Source organism: Prosthecobacter dejongeii, assembly GCF_014203045.1.
GTDB lineage: Bacteria > Verrucomicrobiota > Verrucomicrobiia > Verrucomicrobiales > Verrucomicrobiaceae > Prosthecobacter > Prosthecobacter dejongeii.
Genome location: NZ_JACHIF010000005.1, coordinates 338,713 through 355,700 on the forward strand (window position 1 = coordinate 338,713; position 16,988 = coordinate 355,700).

General features: G+C 62.6%; 9 protein-coding genes. 6 read left to right on the top strand and 3 right to left on the bottom strand.

Annotated elements, in window-relative coordinates; translation table 11 throughout:
* Nucleotides 1-306: 306 nt before the first annotated feature.
* Nucleotides 307-2,616: a hybrid sensor histidine kinase/response regulator gene (locus HNQ64_RS14075; RefSeq protein ID WP_184209638.1), complete on the top strand. Its 2,310-nt coding sequence runs from the start codon at nucleotides 307-309 to the stop codon at nucleotides 2,614-2,616.
* 278 nt (nucleotides 2,617-2,894) lie between these two features.
* Here the strand turns inward: HNQ64_RS14075 and HNQ64_RS14080 are convergent, their stop codons facing one another.
* A complete protein-coding gene (locus HNQ64_RS14080; RefSeq protein WP_184209639.1) occupies nucleotides 2,895-3,374 on the bottom strand; it encodes a hypothetical protein in 480 nt (159 codons plus the stop codon).
* A gap of 46 nt (nucleotides 3,375-3,420) precedes the next feature.
* Nucleotides 3,421-4,422, bottom strand: a complete 1,002-nt coding sequence (locus HNQ64_RS14085; protein WP_184209641.1) for a CobW family GTP-binding protein — start codon at nucleotides 4,420-4,422, stop codon at nucleotides 3,421-3,423.
* Nucleotides 4,423-4,663: 241 nt separating this feature from the next.
* Between HNQ64_RS14085 and HNQ64_RS14090 the strand changes: the two genes are divergently transcribed.
* Nucleotides 4,664-6,790: a hypothetical protein gene (locus tag HNQ64_RS14090; protein ID WP_184209643.1), complete on the top strand. Its 2,127-nt coding sequence runs from the start codon at nucleotides 4,664-4,666 to the stop codon at nucleotides 6,788-6,790.
* A gap of 1,105 nt (nucleotides 6,791-7,895) precedes the next feature.
* On the opposite strand, the gene HNQ64_RS14095 is transcribed toward HNQ64_RS14090, so the two are convergent.
* The gene (locus HNQ64_RS14095; RefSeq protein ID WP_184209645.1) at nucleotides 7,896-9,698 is read right to left on the bottom strand and encodes a M3 family oligoendopeptidase; all 1,803 of its coding nucleotides are present in this window, start codon (nucleotides 9,696-9,698) and stop codon (nucleotides 7,896-7,898) included.
* Nucleotides 9,699-10,394: 696 nt separating this feature from the next.
* Here HNQ64_RS14095 and HNQ64_RS14100 point away from each other — a divergent pair.
* Genes HNQ64_RS14100 through HNQ64_RS14115 form a run of 4 tightly spaced genes read left to right on the top strand, consistent with a single transcriptional unit; the run spans nucleotide 10,395 to nucleotide 16,300 of the window.
* Nucleotides 10,395-11,411 carry an AAA family ATPase gene (locus HNQ64_RS14100; protein ID WP_184209647.1) on the top strand — a complete coding sequence of 339 codons (1,017 nt, stop codon included), beginning with the start codon at nucleotides 10,395-10,397 and terminating at the stop codon, nucleotides 11,409-11,411.
* Nucleotides 11,408-13,174 carry a hypothetical protein gene (locus HNQ64_RS14105; RefSeq protein WP_184209649.1) on the top strand — a complete coding sequence of 589 codons (1,767 nt, stop codon included), beginning with the start codon at nucleotides 11,408-11,410 and terminating at the stop codon, nucleotides 13,172-13,174. Before HNQ64_RS14100 ends, HNQ64_RS14105 begins: the two co-directional genes overlap by 4 nt.
* Nucleotides 13,175-13,176: 2 nt before the next feature.
* A complete protein-coding gene (locus tag HNQ64_RS14110) occupies nucleotides 13,177-14,184 on the top strand; it encodes an ABC transporter ATP-binding protein (protein WP_221305456.1) in 1,008 nt (335 codons plus the stop codon).
* A 1-nt stretch (nucleotide 14,185) separates the two neighbouring features.
* A complete protein-coding gene (locus HNQ64_RS14115; protein ID WP_184209651.1) occupies nucleotides 14,186-16,300 on the top strand; it encodes a BamA/OMP85 family outer membrane protein in 2,115 nt (704 codons plus the stop codon).
* The last annotated feature ends 688 nt before the right edge of the window (nucleotides 16,301-16,988 follow it).

Consider the following 16,988-nt stretch of genomic DNA (forward strand, 5'->3'; position numbering starts at 1 on the left):
CAACATTAGTGACAACGTCAGGAAGGTTTATCAAGTCTTTATGGTCGTAGAATCCTTGATTTTACAAGGGTCCGGCGTGCCCGGTGGACATACAGGTTCGATTCCTGTCGGGGATACGCCTTGCCGGAGGTGAGTGGTGTAGGAGCGTGTGGGATGCTGTGAACACTCGGCTTGCTGGGGTGTCTGACTTTTGCAACCCCGGGTTTTCTGGGGTTTTTCCCCCGGAACATCGGTGATAAATTCAATTGCGATTTATTATGAGATGTGCTGATATTTAGAATAAGCGTAATAATCGCGAGTTTCATCATGATTGGCCAAGACCGTACCCGCATCCTAATCGTCGAGAACGAGGGTCTCGTGGGCTGTGACATGGCTGCGTGTCTCACGGGGCTGGGTTACCGCGTGGTGGGCACTTGTGCGACGGGGGAGGAGGCGCTGCGCCTTTACGATGAGTTGCAGCCGGACCTGGTCCTGATGGATGTGCATCTCAATGGCCCGCTGGACGGGATCGAGACGGCGAAGCGCCTGCAAAAGCGGGGGCATGTGGCGGTGATCTATGTCACGGCCTGTGCGGACCTGGAGACGGTGCACAGAGCCCGCGAGACGAATCCCCACGGTTATCTGCTGAAGCCTTTTAACCAGGATGAGCTGCGCCTGACGGTGGAGGTGGCTGCCTCTCGCCACCAGGCGGACCGGGAGCGGATGAGCCGGGAGCGCAGTTACTTTGAGACTTTCCAGAGTTTGGCGGATGGGGTCATTGCGGCCGATCTGGGGGGTGTGATTGTGTTTATGAACCCCGCTGCGGCGCGCATCACGGGCTGGCCTGAGGCACAGGTGGTGGGCCGCTCTCTGCATGAGGTGTTTCGCATTTACCACGCCAGCGGCCAGCCGGCTGCGGTGGAGCTGACCTCTGCGACGCAGACTTTGCCGGAGCGGACTGTGTGGTTGACGACGCTGGATGGATCGCGAGTGGCAGTACAGGATCGGTCCACGCCGCTGCGGGATCAGTCTGGCCAGCTCACGGGTGTGGTCATTCTTTTCCGTGGTCTGGCCTCTCCAGCGGTGGAAAATCAGCCGTCTGTGCCTACGCCGAGTGACCGTGCTGCGCAGGCACCGCTGGTGGATGTGGTGGAGAGTATTTCAGATCCCCTCATTGCTTTAGATAGTCGGTGGAAGCTGATCTATGTGAATGCGAGTGCGCAGCGCCTGTTTGAACGCGGGCCGGAAAAGCTGCTGGGGGCAAATCTCTGGGACCTGCTGCCGACGGCGACGCGGGAGTCCCACTACGAAGCCTTAGCTCACGCTCTGCTGCACCGTGAGTCGGTGACGAGGGAGCTGTATTTTGAGGAGAAGCAGACGTGGCTGGAGATTCGCGGCCACCCTTTTGCCGAGGGACTGCTGGTACTGATGCAGGACATCACAAGCCGCCGGGAAGAGGCGGAACGGCGGAATCGGCTGGATCGGCTGGAGTCTCTGGGACTGCTGGCTCGTGGTTTCGCACATGAGTTTAATAATTTGCTCACCGTCTTGTTAGGCAATATTTCCCTGGCGGAAATGCGGCTACGCAGTGCGGTGCAATTGCCTGAGTTGCATACCGCCAAACAGGCCACGTTGCAGGCGCAAGGTCTGGTGCAGCAGCTCCTCACGTTTGCCCGTGGGGGTGCTCCCATCAAACGCCCGACACTGTTGAGCGATTTGGTGGAGCAGTTTTTCCTCCATCACAGTCGGGCTACGCGTATCGAATATCGGCTGGAGCTGGCGCCGCGTCTGCCGAATCTGGCCGTGGACCCGGCACAGATCCGTCGTTTGTTAGGCAATCTCATCCGCAATGCCGAGCAGGCGCAGCCTGAAGGCGGGCTGATCACGGTGCGCTGCGTGGCGGCAGACCCTGGGGAGATGTTTCCCCATGAGCTCCTGACGGACCATCCTAGCCAGCCGAGCGGTATTGTGATTGAGGTGATTGATGCAGGTGAGGGCATCCTAGCAGAAAATCTAACGCATATTTTTGAGCCCTACTTCAGCACGCGCAAGGCGGAAAACGCCACGGGCCTGGGGCTGACGGTGTGCGAATCCATCGCGAAAGCACACGGTGGTTCCCTGTCTGTGCGCAGTGAGGCGGGCCGGGGGACGACGGTACGCTTTTACCTGCCGGTGGATGCCGATGGTGAAGAAGTGGACTCGATCGGTCTGACCACGGCGTTTGATTCCGCACCGCCTTCGGCTGCGCCGCGTATCCTGGTGCTGGAGGACGATCCCCTCATCCGTAGCCTGATTGTGAGGAATCTCAGCAGCCAAAACTACGAGATCGCTGAGAGTGCTGAGGGAAGTGAAACGGTGCGTCTTTACCAGGAGTCCCTGCAAGCCGGGCACCCTTATGATCTGGTCATTTTAGATTTATCCATCCCGAATGGGATGGGGGGCGTTCGCACAATGGAGCGCCTGCGCCAGCTTGACCCAGAAGTGCTGGCCATCGTTTCCAGTGGTTATTCGGATGATCCTGTGATGGCTAAACCTGCTGCCTATGGCTTTGCCGCTGTGCTGCCCAAGCCCTACGAGCCTGCAGATATGCTGCGCCTGGTGAAAACGGTGCTGGCCCAGCGCGAAGTGCGCAAGTGAATGGGGCAGGCATGTGGGGGTAACAAGAGGTATTTTGGTCTAACCAGGGGTGTGTTTGTCCCGCAGACGGGACTCACTTGACCCTTGGCTACTGGCTGTGATGCCTCCGGCATCGGGGGGCGAACCATCCTGTTTGGGGCGGACGCATCACTCGGAGAGTGATGGATACTGTACTTGCGGACGAGGACGTTTTCCCCCGCCCAGGAGGGGCGGAATAACCAATGGTGTCGCTATGGGATGTGCCCTGGAGGGGCGCGAGAAACGTCTGCTCGCGCCCCTCACCTCAGCTTCGCGTGAGTGATACTCTCGCGCAGCCTGTGCAGGCAGGCTTTCCAGAGGGCGGGGCTGATGGGGATGTAGCGCTGGCTGCCATCGGGGAAGAGGCGGGTTTCGAAGATGTTGCTGGGCTGCTGGATGATCTCGTCATAGAGGCCGTGTACGAAGAAGGTGCGGGCATCGGCTCCATCGGGCCAGGGGCTGGGGCGACCTTGGGCTTCCTCCAGGGCGGCATCAATGGCGGAGAGGATTTCGATGGGTTGGAGGGTGATGTTCAGGTTTTTGCCACTTTCGAGGTAGTCGGCGATGACGACCTGCATTTTCCCGACCACGGTTTTGAGTTCGGCCAGGTCCACGGGGCCTTCCCCTGAGATCAGTTGTTCCAACTCAAGTTGGGTCTTTAGCGCCCAGGCCTCGCCCTCAGGCCCGGTGGTCTGGAGCGGGGCTGAGCGGGTGCGTTTGGGACGTGGGGAATCCGACATGAGGGCTGCGATGTAGCCAATCGCGGGTCTTTGGCAAGGGAGGGCTTCACCAGTCGTTGGGGTCGAATCCTGGCGTCAGCTCGGCGGTGGGGAGGGCCTGGAACTGGGCGGTGATGGAAGCCTCTGGCAGGCCCACGCCGATGATGACGCCGATGGGGGTGATGCTGCGGGCCTGGATCATGGGGAGGAACCACGTCTCTGCCTGCGGGCGCACGTGCTGAAAGGACATGGGCACCTGGGGGAGCTCGGCCAGGCGGCACAGGCCTTTCACGCGGATGACGCTCTCTGGCAGGGCGGCCAGGGTGAGCTCGAGGTCGCGGCGTTTGACCACAAAAGGCACTTTCACCTGCATGGAGGTGAAGGCGCGCGGGCCTTCATGGTGATGCTGGGGCGGGGGCGCGGAGGTGGCTAAAGCGGGATCTGCCAGGGGCTGCGGGGTGGCCGCAGGCCGGGCCCAGCGGGAGGTCGCGGCGAGGAGGCGGAGATCGTCTGCCAGGGCGGCGGCATCGGTCTCACGGGCCTGGGGGCAGAGGGTGCGGATGTCTGCCCGGCGCTGCTCTAAAAGGGCCGGGGTGACCTCCTGGGCATGGGTGAGCTGCCAGTGGGTGGAGGTGAGGGCTTGCTCGCGCTCCAGCTCGTTTTGTGCGCCGCGTGTCTGCCAGCGTTTGGCATCCAGCAGGGTGACCTGGAGGGGGGAGGTGAAGCGCTGGCACTCATGCCGCACGGTGATGGCGGCGATGAGGGAGAGGAGGTCTGAGGCCCCATTGACCTCCACCAGCAGCACGCCGCCTTTGGGCACGGGGATGTCTCCCAGCATTTCCATAAAATCATGGAGGGAACTGCAGCAGACGCAGGAGCCATTGAGGGCGCGGACTTCGGCCTCGAGGGTGCGCAGCCGCACGGCATCCACCTCAGCATTTTCAAAGTCGTTGACGATGACGCTGAAGCCGGTGCCGCTTTCTCGGAGTGACGTCATCAGACGGCGGAGAAAGGTGGTCTTCCCGGCTCCGAGAAAGCCTGCGATCAAGAGAAGGGGGAGGCGCTTCATTTATTGGCTGGGGGGGGCGTGTGCTTCACGCAAAGCCTATGATGGAGCTTCTTTTGAAATGCAAATTATTTGCGTTATAAGTGGTCGCGTTTCATCCTTTGCATTATCCGACTATAAATTTCTCTGTGAGATTCGTCACACAAAGTTTCCTTCGGCCAATACTCTCTTGTGTCATTGCATGACTCCTGCTTTATGCACGATTAACGTTTCCTTATAGCTTACCTAAAATCACCTCCTTCATATGTCGCAAACACGATCGCCGATCGTGAATCCCCCAGGTCTCTCCCTCAAGACCGAACCCACTTTGTTTTCCTCGCTGCGGGCGGGGACGGAGGAGGTGTGCCCGGCGCGGGGGCCGTGGCTGATCCGGCAGTTTTTTGAGAAGAAAGAGGCGGCATGGTTGGCCGGTTTGCTGGGGGGGTATTTCCCCTCTCTGCCACGGGCGCTGAGCCTGCAGGCGGAGGCGCAGCGCACGACCATCACCCTCGGGGGGGCACCGGGAGAGCCGCTGCAGGATTACTGCAAAAGGGTGGGCCCCATGCCGGTGGCTACGGCCTGCATCCTGGTGTGGCGACTGGCCACGGAGCTGGAAGCGCTGGAGACCTGGCTGCCTGAGGCCCTGAGCTATGTGGACCCGCTGAGCTGCAAGGTGGGGCTGTGGCAGCAGGAGTTTCTCCAGCTTTTCATTGACCGGTTCGAGCAGCCTTACCTGACAAAAAAACCGGGGGATCTGCCCTCCCGCCTGCTGAAGGTGTGCGGCATGCTGCTGAGTGGCCAGGCGAATCCGGTGGTGGACCACAACGTGGCCGCGCGGGTGCCCTCATCCCTGCTGACGGCGCTGCGCCAGCTCCAGCACACGGGCAGTGCGGCGCTGGATCTGCGGCAGCTCAAAGGCATCCTGCTCATGGCCACGGCAGCGGTGACGCGGGAGTTGCGGGGGTCCAACCTCATGTCTCAGCTCCTCGTGGGGGAAGTGTGGCACCCCAAAGTGGCCAGCCGTGCGCTGCCGCAGGTGCCGCTGGATCCTAGGCGGGAAGGCCGTCGCTCCCACCTCAGCCCCGTGCGGCTGTCGCGTTTCTTAGCGCACCGAAATCGGCTGAATGCGAGTGAGATCACCCTCCTGCTGCGGCGTTTGGAGGAGTTGACGGAGATCACGGAGGAGGTGAATCTGGACCCGCAGCACATCTGGCTGCACCTGCCTGGCCAGCGGGAAAGCATCCTGGATGCAAAGATCCTGGACGTGCGGCTGGACAGCCTGCCGGAGTTTTCTGTTTCGCTGGATGCCTTTCACCCCAACCCGGCGCAGGCGCGCTCTCCGGTGACTTTTCGCGAGGCCTCCGCGCCGGGCCTGGCCTTTACGGACCTTCAGCCGCTGAGGGGGGAGCAATTCAGCCGCCTGGTGCAGACGCTGCAAGACGGGACCTTCAGCCTTTCCGGGTATGACATGGGGGGCTCTCAGGACAAGGAGTTGCCGGGGCTTTTCTCCTGTTACCTGCCCCCAGCACCGCCTGATCCCCGCGCCCTGGCGTCTTTGAAGTCCGCCATCGGAGACTCCTTTTCTCTGCCCCGCGCCCTCGCCGCGGTGCCTGCGGCGGGCATGCCTGTTTTTCCCGTTCATCCACTCTCCGTTCAGCCTCCTAGACTCCCTGATTCCATGAAAATGATCCTCATCACCGCTGGCAGTGGCGGTACTGGCAAGAGCACCATCGCGCGTTTGATCTATGAACTCGCCAATTTTGAAAATCGCGATGACGTGGCGATGTTTGATTGCGATGCCTTGGGGAACCGCGATTTCCAAAAGATCTCCCCGGAGAAGATCGAATCCATGCCGATTGACAATGTGGACACGATGCGGCGGCTGGTGGAGACGGCCATGGAGCGCAAGCTGGTGCTGGCCGATCTGCCCGCGAGCTGCCAGGACGTGCTGGCCCGGGATCTGAACCCTGAAATCATCCAAAGCCTGCGGGTGGATGAAGGCCTGCACTGGATGCCCATCCACCTGCTCACGGCCAAGGCCGCTGCCGTGCCCGCGATCAAACAGTGGCGCAGCTCCGTCTTTGGGGATTCGCCTTCCGTGCTCATCGTCAGCATGAAAGATGGCCCCGTCTCCGCAGACATGCTGGATGAAGTGGCGCGCCCGCAGGACATCGTGCTGAAGATGCCGCTGCTGGATCAAAGCCTGGCCTCAGCACTGGATGCCTCCAGTTCGAGCTGGCTCGACATCCTGGATGGCAAAGCCGGGGAAACCCACCGCATGTTTAGCAATCCACTGGTGAAGCGTCAGCTCCGCTTCAAACGCAAGGAGTGCGAAGACGCCCTTTTCCCGCTCCTTCGGCTGATTTTGAATGATCAACAGAAGGCGGAGTAAAAGGGGCGGCGCAGGCGGCGACGTCATGGGGTGCAGGTCCAGGATGAATCCCTCTCCGAGTGATGCCGTCCGCCCCAGACATGCCTCGTTGGCGCCCTTCTCGCGCCCCTCCAGGGCGCACCTCTGACCGCATCGTTGGTTATTCCACCCATCCGCGGGTTCCCGCTCGCCAAGCCTCGCTCCACCCCCGGCTACTTTTCTTTCGCCCCTCCGGGGCGAGGGGAGCCCTCACTTCGAATGACGAGTTTAGCCCTCCTCCGCTCCCCCGATGCCGGAGGCATCGCAGCGGGTAGCCAGGGGGCCGTGAGTCCCGCTTGCGGGACGAACGCACCCCTGGTTAGGCCAAGCATGCCCTTCGCTCAGGGTCGCATCCTGGAAGGATGCCAGCGGCGTGGTTGGGTCCATCGAGATCGAAAGGGTGCAATCGGCCTTTCTCGCGCCCCTCCAGGGCGCAACGCTTGCTGAATCTTTGGTTATGCTCGAGTCCGGGGGTTCCCGCTCGTTCCTCGCTCCACCCCCGGCTACCTTTCTTTCGCCCCTCTGGGGCGGTGGAGTGTGCAAGGGGGGAAGGTAGAGCGCAGGGTCCCCATGCGCAGCGGGGCGGGGGAACTGGCCCCGTCCGTAGGTACAGTATCCATCACTCTCCGAGTGATGCCGTCCGCCCCAGACGAGCGTCGTCCGCCCCTTTGCTCTCCCGCGCCCCGGAGGGGCGAAAGCCGGTAGCCGGGGGTGAAGGTGCGCAGCGCCGAGAACCCCCGGTCCCGAGCCTAACCAACAACGCGTCTTAAGGGGGCGCCCTGGAGGGGCGCGAGAAACGCGCGCTCACTCCAGGCATCCGCACTTCCCGTTAGGTGCACGTCTCACACCGTCCCGCATGCGGGACGGGGCGACCGTGCCGCGAGCCCAAACCAGCCCCCGTTCGCGTTAGACCGATGCACCTTCCCAGACCACCTGCTGGCGCAGGCGGCTACAACTTGGGCTGCGCTAGACCGACGTGCCTTCCCAGACCACCTGCTGGCGCAGGCGGCTACAACTTGGGCTGCGCTAGACCGATGTACCCTCCCAGGCCACCTGCTGGCGCAGGCAGCTACATCCTGGGCGGCCCTCACGCAGAGGGCAGTTTTTCATAAGCCTCCAAGGTGGGGGTGATGGCCTGGAGGGCGGTGGCCCAAAAGGCGGGATCGGTGAGGTCGGCCCCCAGGGTCTGCCGGGCCACTTCTTCACAGGTGGCGCTGCCGGTGGCGGCCAGGAAGGCCTCATAACGCGGCAGGAAGCTGGCGCCTTCAGCTTTAAACCGGGCGAACAACGCCTGACTGAGCAGGTAACCGAAGACGTAGGGGAAGTTATAAAACGACACGCCGGTGATGAAGAAATGCATCTTCGAGGCCCAGAACATGGGGTCGGTCCCGTCAGGCAGCAGGGTGTCTCCATAGAGCTGATTTTGCGCCGCTGTCATGAGCTCGCGCAGGCGGGAGACGGAGACCTCACCGGCGGCGCGTTCGGCATAAAAGGCTTTTTCAAACTCATACCGCATGGGGATGTTCACCAGGTAGGCATGGGCCCGCAGCATCTCTTGATCCAGCAGGTAGGCCTTGGTGGCCGGGGTGAGCGCGGGGTCGCTCATGAGGCCATCCAGCAGGATCATTTCGCCGAAGTTGGAAGCCGTCTCCGCCAGGGTCATGGGGTAACTGGCAGCGTAGGAGCGGGCCGGGCGCAGCACGCAGGAGTGCCAGGCGTGGCCGGCCTCATGCGCCAGGGTGACCATGTCATGCACGGTGCCGTGCCAGGTCATGTACACGCGCTCTTCATGGCGGAGCAGGGAGCCGGTGCAGAAGGCGCCGGGGCGCTTGCCAGGGCGGGGTTGGGCCTCGATCCAGCGCTGCTGGAGCATGTCGCGAAAGTATTTCCCTAGCGCGGGGTAGGCGGTGGTGAAGGCGCGGTCCACCGTGGCGCAGGCTTCATCCCAGGTGAGGGGTTTTTCATCCGGAGCCTTCACCTGCGGGGCTTCGAGGTCGAAGTAATGCAGGGCGGGCGTGCCCTGCAAACGAGCGGCGGCGCGGATGGCGCGGCGTGGCAACTCGATGTGCGTGTGGATGGCCTCCAGCATGGCATCCAGCGAGGCGCGGCTCATGGCCCCATCAAAGAGCGGGGTTTCTAAAAAGTGCGGGATGCCCCGGTGACCGTAGAGGCTGAGGCGCGTGCCGGCGATGCCATTGAGCCCGGCGGCCAGGGTATCTGCATGGTCCAGCCAGGGCTGCTGCCCCGCGTGAAAAGAGGCCTCGCGCAGACGACGATCTGGGTCCGACATGAGCGCACGGCGGCGGGCCATGGGCACCGTCTCGCGGTGGCCATCGGGGAAGGTCATGTCGAAGACCATCTTGCCGCTGAGGGTATCATACAGGCGGCCCCAGGCATGGAGGCCATTCACATTCAGATCGGCCGCCAGCGCCTCCAGTTCCCCCGGCATCTGCTGCCGCCCTTCCGTGCGCATGCGCCTCACGGCATGTTCGGCACCGGCTAGAGCGGCGTCCTTCAGCAGGCGTTCAAAATCGGCTTCTGGCAGGGCGGCCAGGGCAGACTGGAGGGAGGCCCGCAGCTTGGTATTTTCCGCATCCAGGGTGGAGATCCAGGCCTCGTCGGCCTTCACCGCTTCATCGCTCGCGTCATCGGCGGAAAGGCAGCCCAGGTAAGCGGACAGATGCCCCAGGCGATCCCCCACCTTTTCATAACTGGTGAGGACCTGCACGATGGCCGGTAGGTCCTGCCCGAGCGCGGTGGCCTGCTGTTTCAGGGCCTCCAGATCCCGCACCAAATCGGCTTTGAAAGCGATGTAATCGGCACCGCCAAACGCGGTGAACCAGGATTCCAGAGACCAACGATCCGGCGTGAGGGGGATGGGTGAAGACATGCGGTGTGTGGGGCTATTAAAGAAGGTTTCCCAAACCTTGTCCACTCAGCGGGAGAGGCGGCGCCTGAAATCTTTGGGGGGAAGGGGGCGGACGGTCTTCGTGGGAGAGGGATTTCCCCGCCCAGGAGGGGCTGAGAAGGACCGCTTGCACCGCCGATTCACCCCAGGGATGTTAGACCTAGGCCACGCCGCTGGCATCCTTCCAGGATGCGACCTTGAGTGCGGGTGTGTTTTTGGCCTAACCAGGGGTGCGTTCGTCCCGCAAGCGGGACTCACTTACCCCTCGCTACCCGCTGCGATGCCTCCGGCATCGGGGGAGGAGAGGGGTGAACTCGTCATTTAAGAGGGATTTATCCTGTGTCTTCCCACACTCCGGAGGGGTGTGAGAAGGGGGGCGGACGAGGCATGTCTGGGGCGGACGCATCACTCGGAGAGTGATGGATACTGTACTTGCGGACGAGGACGTTCCCCCGCCCAGGAGGGGAGCGAGAAGGGGGCGGACGGTGCGTGCTGGGGCGGACGCATCACTCGGAGAGTGATGGATACGGTACTGCAACGGGGCGGTGAAATGCACACGGCCCAGGCGAGCGACCTTCTTTTTTAAACTCGCCTAGGGCGCGCGAGGCCACCTGGGTGAGAAAATAACCGCAGATTTCCGCTCGACGTCGCGGCCCTCTCGCTGCTTTACTCTGGGCGATGTCTGACCCCTACGTGATGGATGCCGAACTGCAGTCTGCGACGAAGCCCATCGCGGCTCTGCGCCAGGCGCTGAATGAGGTTTTATTTGGCCAGAGTGAGTTGATCGAGCTGGTGCTCTGTGGCGTCATCGCACGCGGTCACGTGCTCTTGGAAGGCCTGCCGGGCCTGGGCAAAACGGAGCTGGTGAAGGGCCTTTCCAAAGCGCTGAACCTCACCACCCGGCGCGTGCAGTTTACCCCAGATCTGCTGCCGGGTGACATCACGGGAAATCCGGTGCTGCAGGAGGTGGATGGGCGGCGCGAGTTCGTCTTCCAGCCAGGGCCGCTTTTTACCAACCTGCTGCTGGCGGATGAGATCAACCGTGCGTCGCCGAAGACCCAGTCCGCCCTGCTGGAGGCCATGCAGGAGCGGCGTGTGACGGTGCTGGGCCACACCCACACGTTGCCAGATCCTTTCTTCGTGCTGGCCACGCAAAACCCCATCGAGCTGGAGGGTACCTACCCGCTGCCGGAGGCGCAGGTGGACCGCTTTCTTTTCAAGCTGGAGGTGCTGCGCAACAGTGCGGAGACTTTGGCGAAGATCGTGTTGCATCGTGAGTTAGGCGTGGAGCCCAGCGTGCCCACCGTCACCACGCGGGAGGAGTTTGCCCACATCCAGCAGGCCGCCCGGCGCATTTACCTGCCGGAGGTCGTGGCGGACTACATCGCCCGTCTGGTGGATGCCACGCACCCCGGACAGTCCAAGGCGGCGGAAGGCGTGCGCTATGGTGCTAGCCCTCGTGCCGCGCTGAGTCTGGCCTCCGCTGCAAAAGCCCGCGCGCTCATGCATGGCCGGCCCAATGCGAGCTTCGAAGATGTGCAGGCCCTGGCCCCTGCGGTGCTGAATCATCGTGTGCTGCTGGACTACACGGCGCGCATGGATGGCCGCAGCAGTGCCAGCGTGGTGCGGGCCATCCTTGCCGAGGTGCCTGTGCAAAATCTCGCCACCCCGCGCACCCTGAAGGAGGCCGCATGAAACATCGCATTTTTGGTTTTACTTGCGTGCTCGCCAGCCTGCTGCTCGCGCCCATGGTCCAGGCCCAGGAAAACCTGGTGGATGTATTGCTGGATAGCAACAACGGCACGCGGCTGGAGGTACGCAGCCTTTTTGATCCCATGCCACCCAGTGGCTATGCCCCGCTGCGCATCGTGGCCACGAATGGCACGGCCCGGGATGCGGTGTGGAGGCTGGATTTCAGCTCAAGCACCACGGACTACCGGAGGAACAATGTGCATGCCAGCACGCTGTCTCTGCCCATCCCGGCAGGGGCCACCCAGACCGCCGTTTTCCTGGCCCCGCTGGCCGTGGACTATGGGGACAGCGGCTACGGCAGCAATAACCACAGCTTCAATGGCACGCTCACGGGCCCATACCCTAACACCTTTTCCGGTCACAACAATCGCACCGCCGGTTTCCCCGCCATCGCCATCAGCAAAACCCTGGCGGATAGCAGCCTGCCGCGCCTGAATGACGACCTGGAGCGCCGGCAAAAAGGTGCCAGTTCTTACGGGCGCAGGGATCACATCTTTGGCAGTCGGTTCACGCCTGCGGACTTGCCGGAGGATTGGCTGGCCTTCAGCGGTTTTGATTATGTGCTGCTCACGGATACGGAATGGCAGAGCCTGAAGTCCGGCACCCGCAATGCGCTTTTGCAATGGGTTCGGTTAGGCGGCAAGTTGCATTTTTACGCCACCAGCCTGCCTGCGCCGGGGCTGCCCAAGGATGATGAAACGCACTCGCTAGGGCAGATCAAGTCCTTCACCTGGAATGGCAGTCTCCTGCCTGCGGTTTACACCGTGGAGCGATACTGGAATGAACCGGAACGTTATGAGCATCTGCGTAATGAGCACGCTCGCGGCACGGAAGCGTGGTCGCTGCTGGAGAAGTTGAGCGCGCGCCAATTCAACTCCTGGCAGGTGCTGCTTTTCCTGGTCATCTTCGGCGTCCTGGTGGGCCCGGTGAATCTTTACGTGCTGGCACCGTCCGGCCGCAGGCATCGCCTGTTTTTCACCACGCCCCTGTTATCTCTGGGGGCCAGTGCGGTGATGGTGGGCCTCATTCTCATCCAGGATGGGATCGGGGGTGTGGGAGCCCGTGTGGTCTTCATCAATGTGGAACCTATAGAGACCACCGCCTACGTCACCCAAAAGCAGATCAGCCGCACGGGCGTGCTGCTGGGTGCAGGTTTTGAGCTGAAACAACCCGCCTTGGTGGAGCCCCTGGCGCTGCCAGCCTCTGAGTGGGTGAAGCTGCAAAACACCTCCCACTCCCAGCCGGTGAATCTCACCCAAGAGGGCGCTGCGCGGGGTGGGAACTTTTTCCAAAGCCGGGCAGAGCAGGCGCAGATGATCCGCGCTGCCGTCTCCACCCGCGCCCGCCTGGAAGTGCAGCCTGGGGCCACGCCGGATGCCGCGCCCACCCTCGTCTCAGCCCTGGGGTTCACCCTGGAGGAAATGTTTTATGCAGGTCCTGACGGCACGGTTTGGTCGCTGAAAGCGCCTCTTGCCACCGGACAAAAGGCGGAGCTGGTGAAGGTGCAGCCTAGCCAACTCGTGGAATGGTGGAAGAAACACTACCCCCTGATCAAAATCTGGGAATTGCACAAGCTGACCTCCATCCTGCCTAACCACTTTTTTGCTACGGCCAAAGCTGCCCCCGGCTTCACCCAAGAGACGCTTTCTTCCATCCGCTGGCAGGAGGATCAAGTCCTCGTTTACGGCAGCGTCACGCCCCCCTGATCATGCACCAGACTTCCCATCCCCCCGCGGAAATGGACCGCAGTCAGCCCGCCATCGTGGTGGAAAATTTGCAGCGCTCTTTCGGCACTTTGCAGGCCGTGCAGGGCGTCTCCTTCAGCATCGGTCATGGCCAGGTGGTGGGCTTTGTCGGGGCCAATGGCGCAGGCAAGACCACCACCATGCGCATCCTGGCCACGCTGGATTACCCCAATGAGGGCACGGTAAAAATCGGCGGGCACAATGTCGTCCATTACCCGGATAAGGTGCGTCGTTTGTTAGGCTGGATGCCGGATAGCTTCGGTACGTATGAGCACATGACCGTGCTGGAGTACCTGGACTTTTACGCCCGTGCCCTGGGCTACAAAGGCCAGGAGCGGCTGAAGCGCATCCAGGAGGTGATGGACTTCACGGACCTCACACCGCTGGCAGATCGCATGAGCAATAAGATGTCCAAGGGACAGACCCAGCGCCTGTGCCTGGGGCGCTCTCTTTTGCACGATCCGCAGATCCTCATCATGGACGAGCCCGCCGCCGGGCTGGACCCCAAGGCGCGTGTGGAGCTGAAGCAGCTCATCCGCATCCTGGCGGAAGAGGGCAAGACCATCCTCATCAGCTCCCACATCCTCAGCGAGCTGGGGGAGATGTGCGATAGCCTCCTGTTCATTGACAAAGGCCGCATCGTTCACCATGGCGATGCCGAGTCCATGACCCGTGGCAGCGCCGCCACCGCGGAGACGCTGGTGACGGTGCAGGTGGTGGGAGATCCCGCCAAACTGGTGCAGTGGGCCCTCACCGCGCCCCTGATCGAGGTGGTGGAGGAAACCAAACGCGGTGCCCGCCTGCGCGTACAATCGGTGGAAGAAGGGACGCTAGCCGGGGTCCTGCGCCGAATGATAACCGATGGTCTCCAGGTTACCGACTTCCACCGCGAAGAGCGCAAGCTCGAAGATGCCTTCATTGACATGCTGGGGCAGATTGACAAAGGCACCTTCAAAGGCGACACGCCATAGCATGTGCAGTGAGGATGCAGCAGCGCGGGCCCGGCACCCGCAGTCACTCCCAGCGAGGCTCCTGGGCCTCTCTGCGCTGTGGATATGCAGCCTGACATGCCCGCTCCTCGCCCCGGCGCAGGAGGTGCCCACCGCAGGCTACAGCCTCCGCGAGGGCGGCGTCACCGTCACCGTGACCGGGGCCGATGCCGCCATGTGGAATGACCTGGACAGCATGCTGAAGGACCAGCTCACCCTTTCCGGCAGCAGCACGCCCAGTGAACCTTTGGCCGATGACCTCGCCTTTTTCACCCGCCAGCACTACATCCGCGAAGGCTGGCCCGAGGCTGAAGTGCGCTGGGAGCTGAAGGGCGGCACCATCACCCTGGCCATCAATACCGGGGTGCAAAAGCGCGTGGGGGAGATCACCTGGCGTGGGGACCTCATCGTGCCGGAGGAGGAGCTGCGCACCTTTCTCCTGCGCCCCAGCATTGAAAAAGAAGGCGCGGATAAAACCCACCCCGTATGGGTGGACAGCGAGCTGCAAAGCGGCACCGGCCTGGTGCAGCGCCGCCTGCGGGCCGAGGGCTACCTCCAGGCCCAGGTCACCTTTCTCCCAGACCCCATCACCGGCAGCGATGGCCTGCGCGACATCGCCATGGAGGTGAAAGCAGGGCCGCGTTTCACCTTCGGCACCGTGGACTTTGCCGGCGGCCCGATGGAGCTGGAAAAGAAGATGCGTGGCCTCATTGCCCAGACTCCCGGCCTGCCCTTCAATGAAGCACGCGTGCAGCAGATCGAAGGTCAGCTCAACAGCATCGCCAAAGAGGCCGGCTGGCTCAATTCGGCCACCGTTTCGGACTACAAGTTAGGCCTGCAAGGCGGCACCGTGGATGTCGTCATCCGCATGACTCCGGGCGAGCGCGTGCGCGTGGCGCAGATCGTCCCGCACCCCGACTTTAGCCGGGGCTCCAAGCGTGTGCTGACGGCTGGCTTTCGCGAGGCGGAGGGTAAATATTACATCGCCGAAGACCTGGACGTGATGTTCAAGCGCGCGCTGGATACCGGCATGTTTGCCCGGCTGGATGTGGAGCCTCAGTTGCAGCCCGGCATCAGCCCCGCCCAGGCGGATCTCCGCATCACCGGTGAGGAGACAAAGCCGAAGACGCTGGGCTTTGAGCTCGGCTTTGATACCTTCCTGGGCCCACAGGCGGGGGTGAACTACCGGAACACGAATTTTCGGGATCAGGGCAATACCCTGGCTGCGGAACTGAACTGGAGCACCGCAGGCCCCCTGGGCTCTCTCAAGCTCACCAACCCCGCCATTTTTAATTCCGGTTATGCCAGCTCCGTCCAGCTCGCGGTGGAAAATTTCAATCTCTTTGAATACTCCCGTTACGGCACCAGCCTGAACCTGGAGCTCTCCCGGCGGGCCAGCAAACACTTCACCTACACCGTCTTCGCGGGTGTCTCTGCCAACACCGTCTCCACCGATGTCCTCACCGATGCCGAGATCGGCCCAGACACTTATACCCTCGGCAGCCTGGGCGGCAGCATGATGCTGGACTACCGGGACAGCCCCGTCCTGCCGCGCAAAGGCTGGTTTGTCAGCGCCCGCCTGGAGTCCACCCTGGATGTCATGGGCTCCAACGTCAGCTACATGCGCACAGACCTGCGCGGGGCCTGGTATCGGCCCATCACCAAGAAATTTCGCTTCGCCGCCGGCGCGGCCTTGCTCAGCATCCAGGGCGCTGCCGCTGAGGAGTTGCCCATTGATTCCCGTGTCTTCAATGGCGGGCCTAACAGCGTGCGTGCCTTTGCTGAGCGTGAACTGGGGCCCGTGACCAATGGCGGCACCCCGCTCGGCGGTACCTCCGCCCTGTTTGCCAGCGCTGAGTTCAGTTACGAAATCTACCCCAACCTCGAACTCGCCCTCTTTGGCGACGTCGGTAGCCTCGGCCGTGGCAGCAACAGCAGCGCCTTCGATTACTCCTCCGACTTCCGCCCCGCCATCGGTGCCGGATTGCGCTACAAGCTGCCCTTCGGCCCCATCCGCTTGGACTACGGTCACAACGTCGGCAAACGGGAAGGTGAAAGCGGCGGCATGCTGCACGTCACCGTCGGCTTTGCCTTTTGAGTTCGCCCTGCACGCTACCCGCGCCCCTCCGGGGCGAGGGAGGAGCCAGGGGCGAAGGTAGGGCACAGGGTCCCCATGCGCAGCGGGGTGGGCGAGGGTGTGGACTCAAGGAGTGAGGCCATCCTGGCCTCAGCGGAGGGAGGGTGTGAGGCCATCTGTGGCAGTACAGTATTCATCACTCTCCGAGTGATGCGTCCGCCCCAAACAGGATGGTCCGCCCCCTTCCGAACGAGCGCTGGAAGCGGGGAAAGGTGGGGCGAACGACGGCGGGGGAGTGGTCCGCGCACGCTGGGGGAGTTAGGCGAATAGGATATTCGCGCTCCGTCTGTGGGTGTGCGGTGTCGTGAGGAGTTGAGGGGGGCGTCTCGGTCCGAGTGCGCTTCTCGCGCCCCTCCAGGGCGGGGCGGGTGGTGACACGGTTTTGGTTAGGTGGGAGTCCGGGGGTTTCGCTCGTGCCTCGCTGCACCCCCGGCTACTCTTCTTTCGCCCCTCCGGGGCGAGGGAGGTGCCAGAGGCGAAGTTAGGGCCCATGATCGCCATGCGCAGCGGGGTGGGTGCAAGGGGCGGGCTCAAGGAGTGAGGCCATCCTGGCCTCAGCGGACAGGGGTGTGCTGGGGCGGACGGCATCACTCGGAGAGTGATGGATACTGTACTTGCACCCTGAAAGGGCGCGAGAAACGCACCCTGA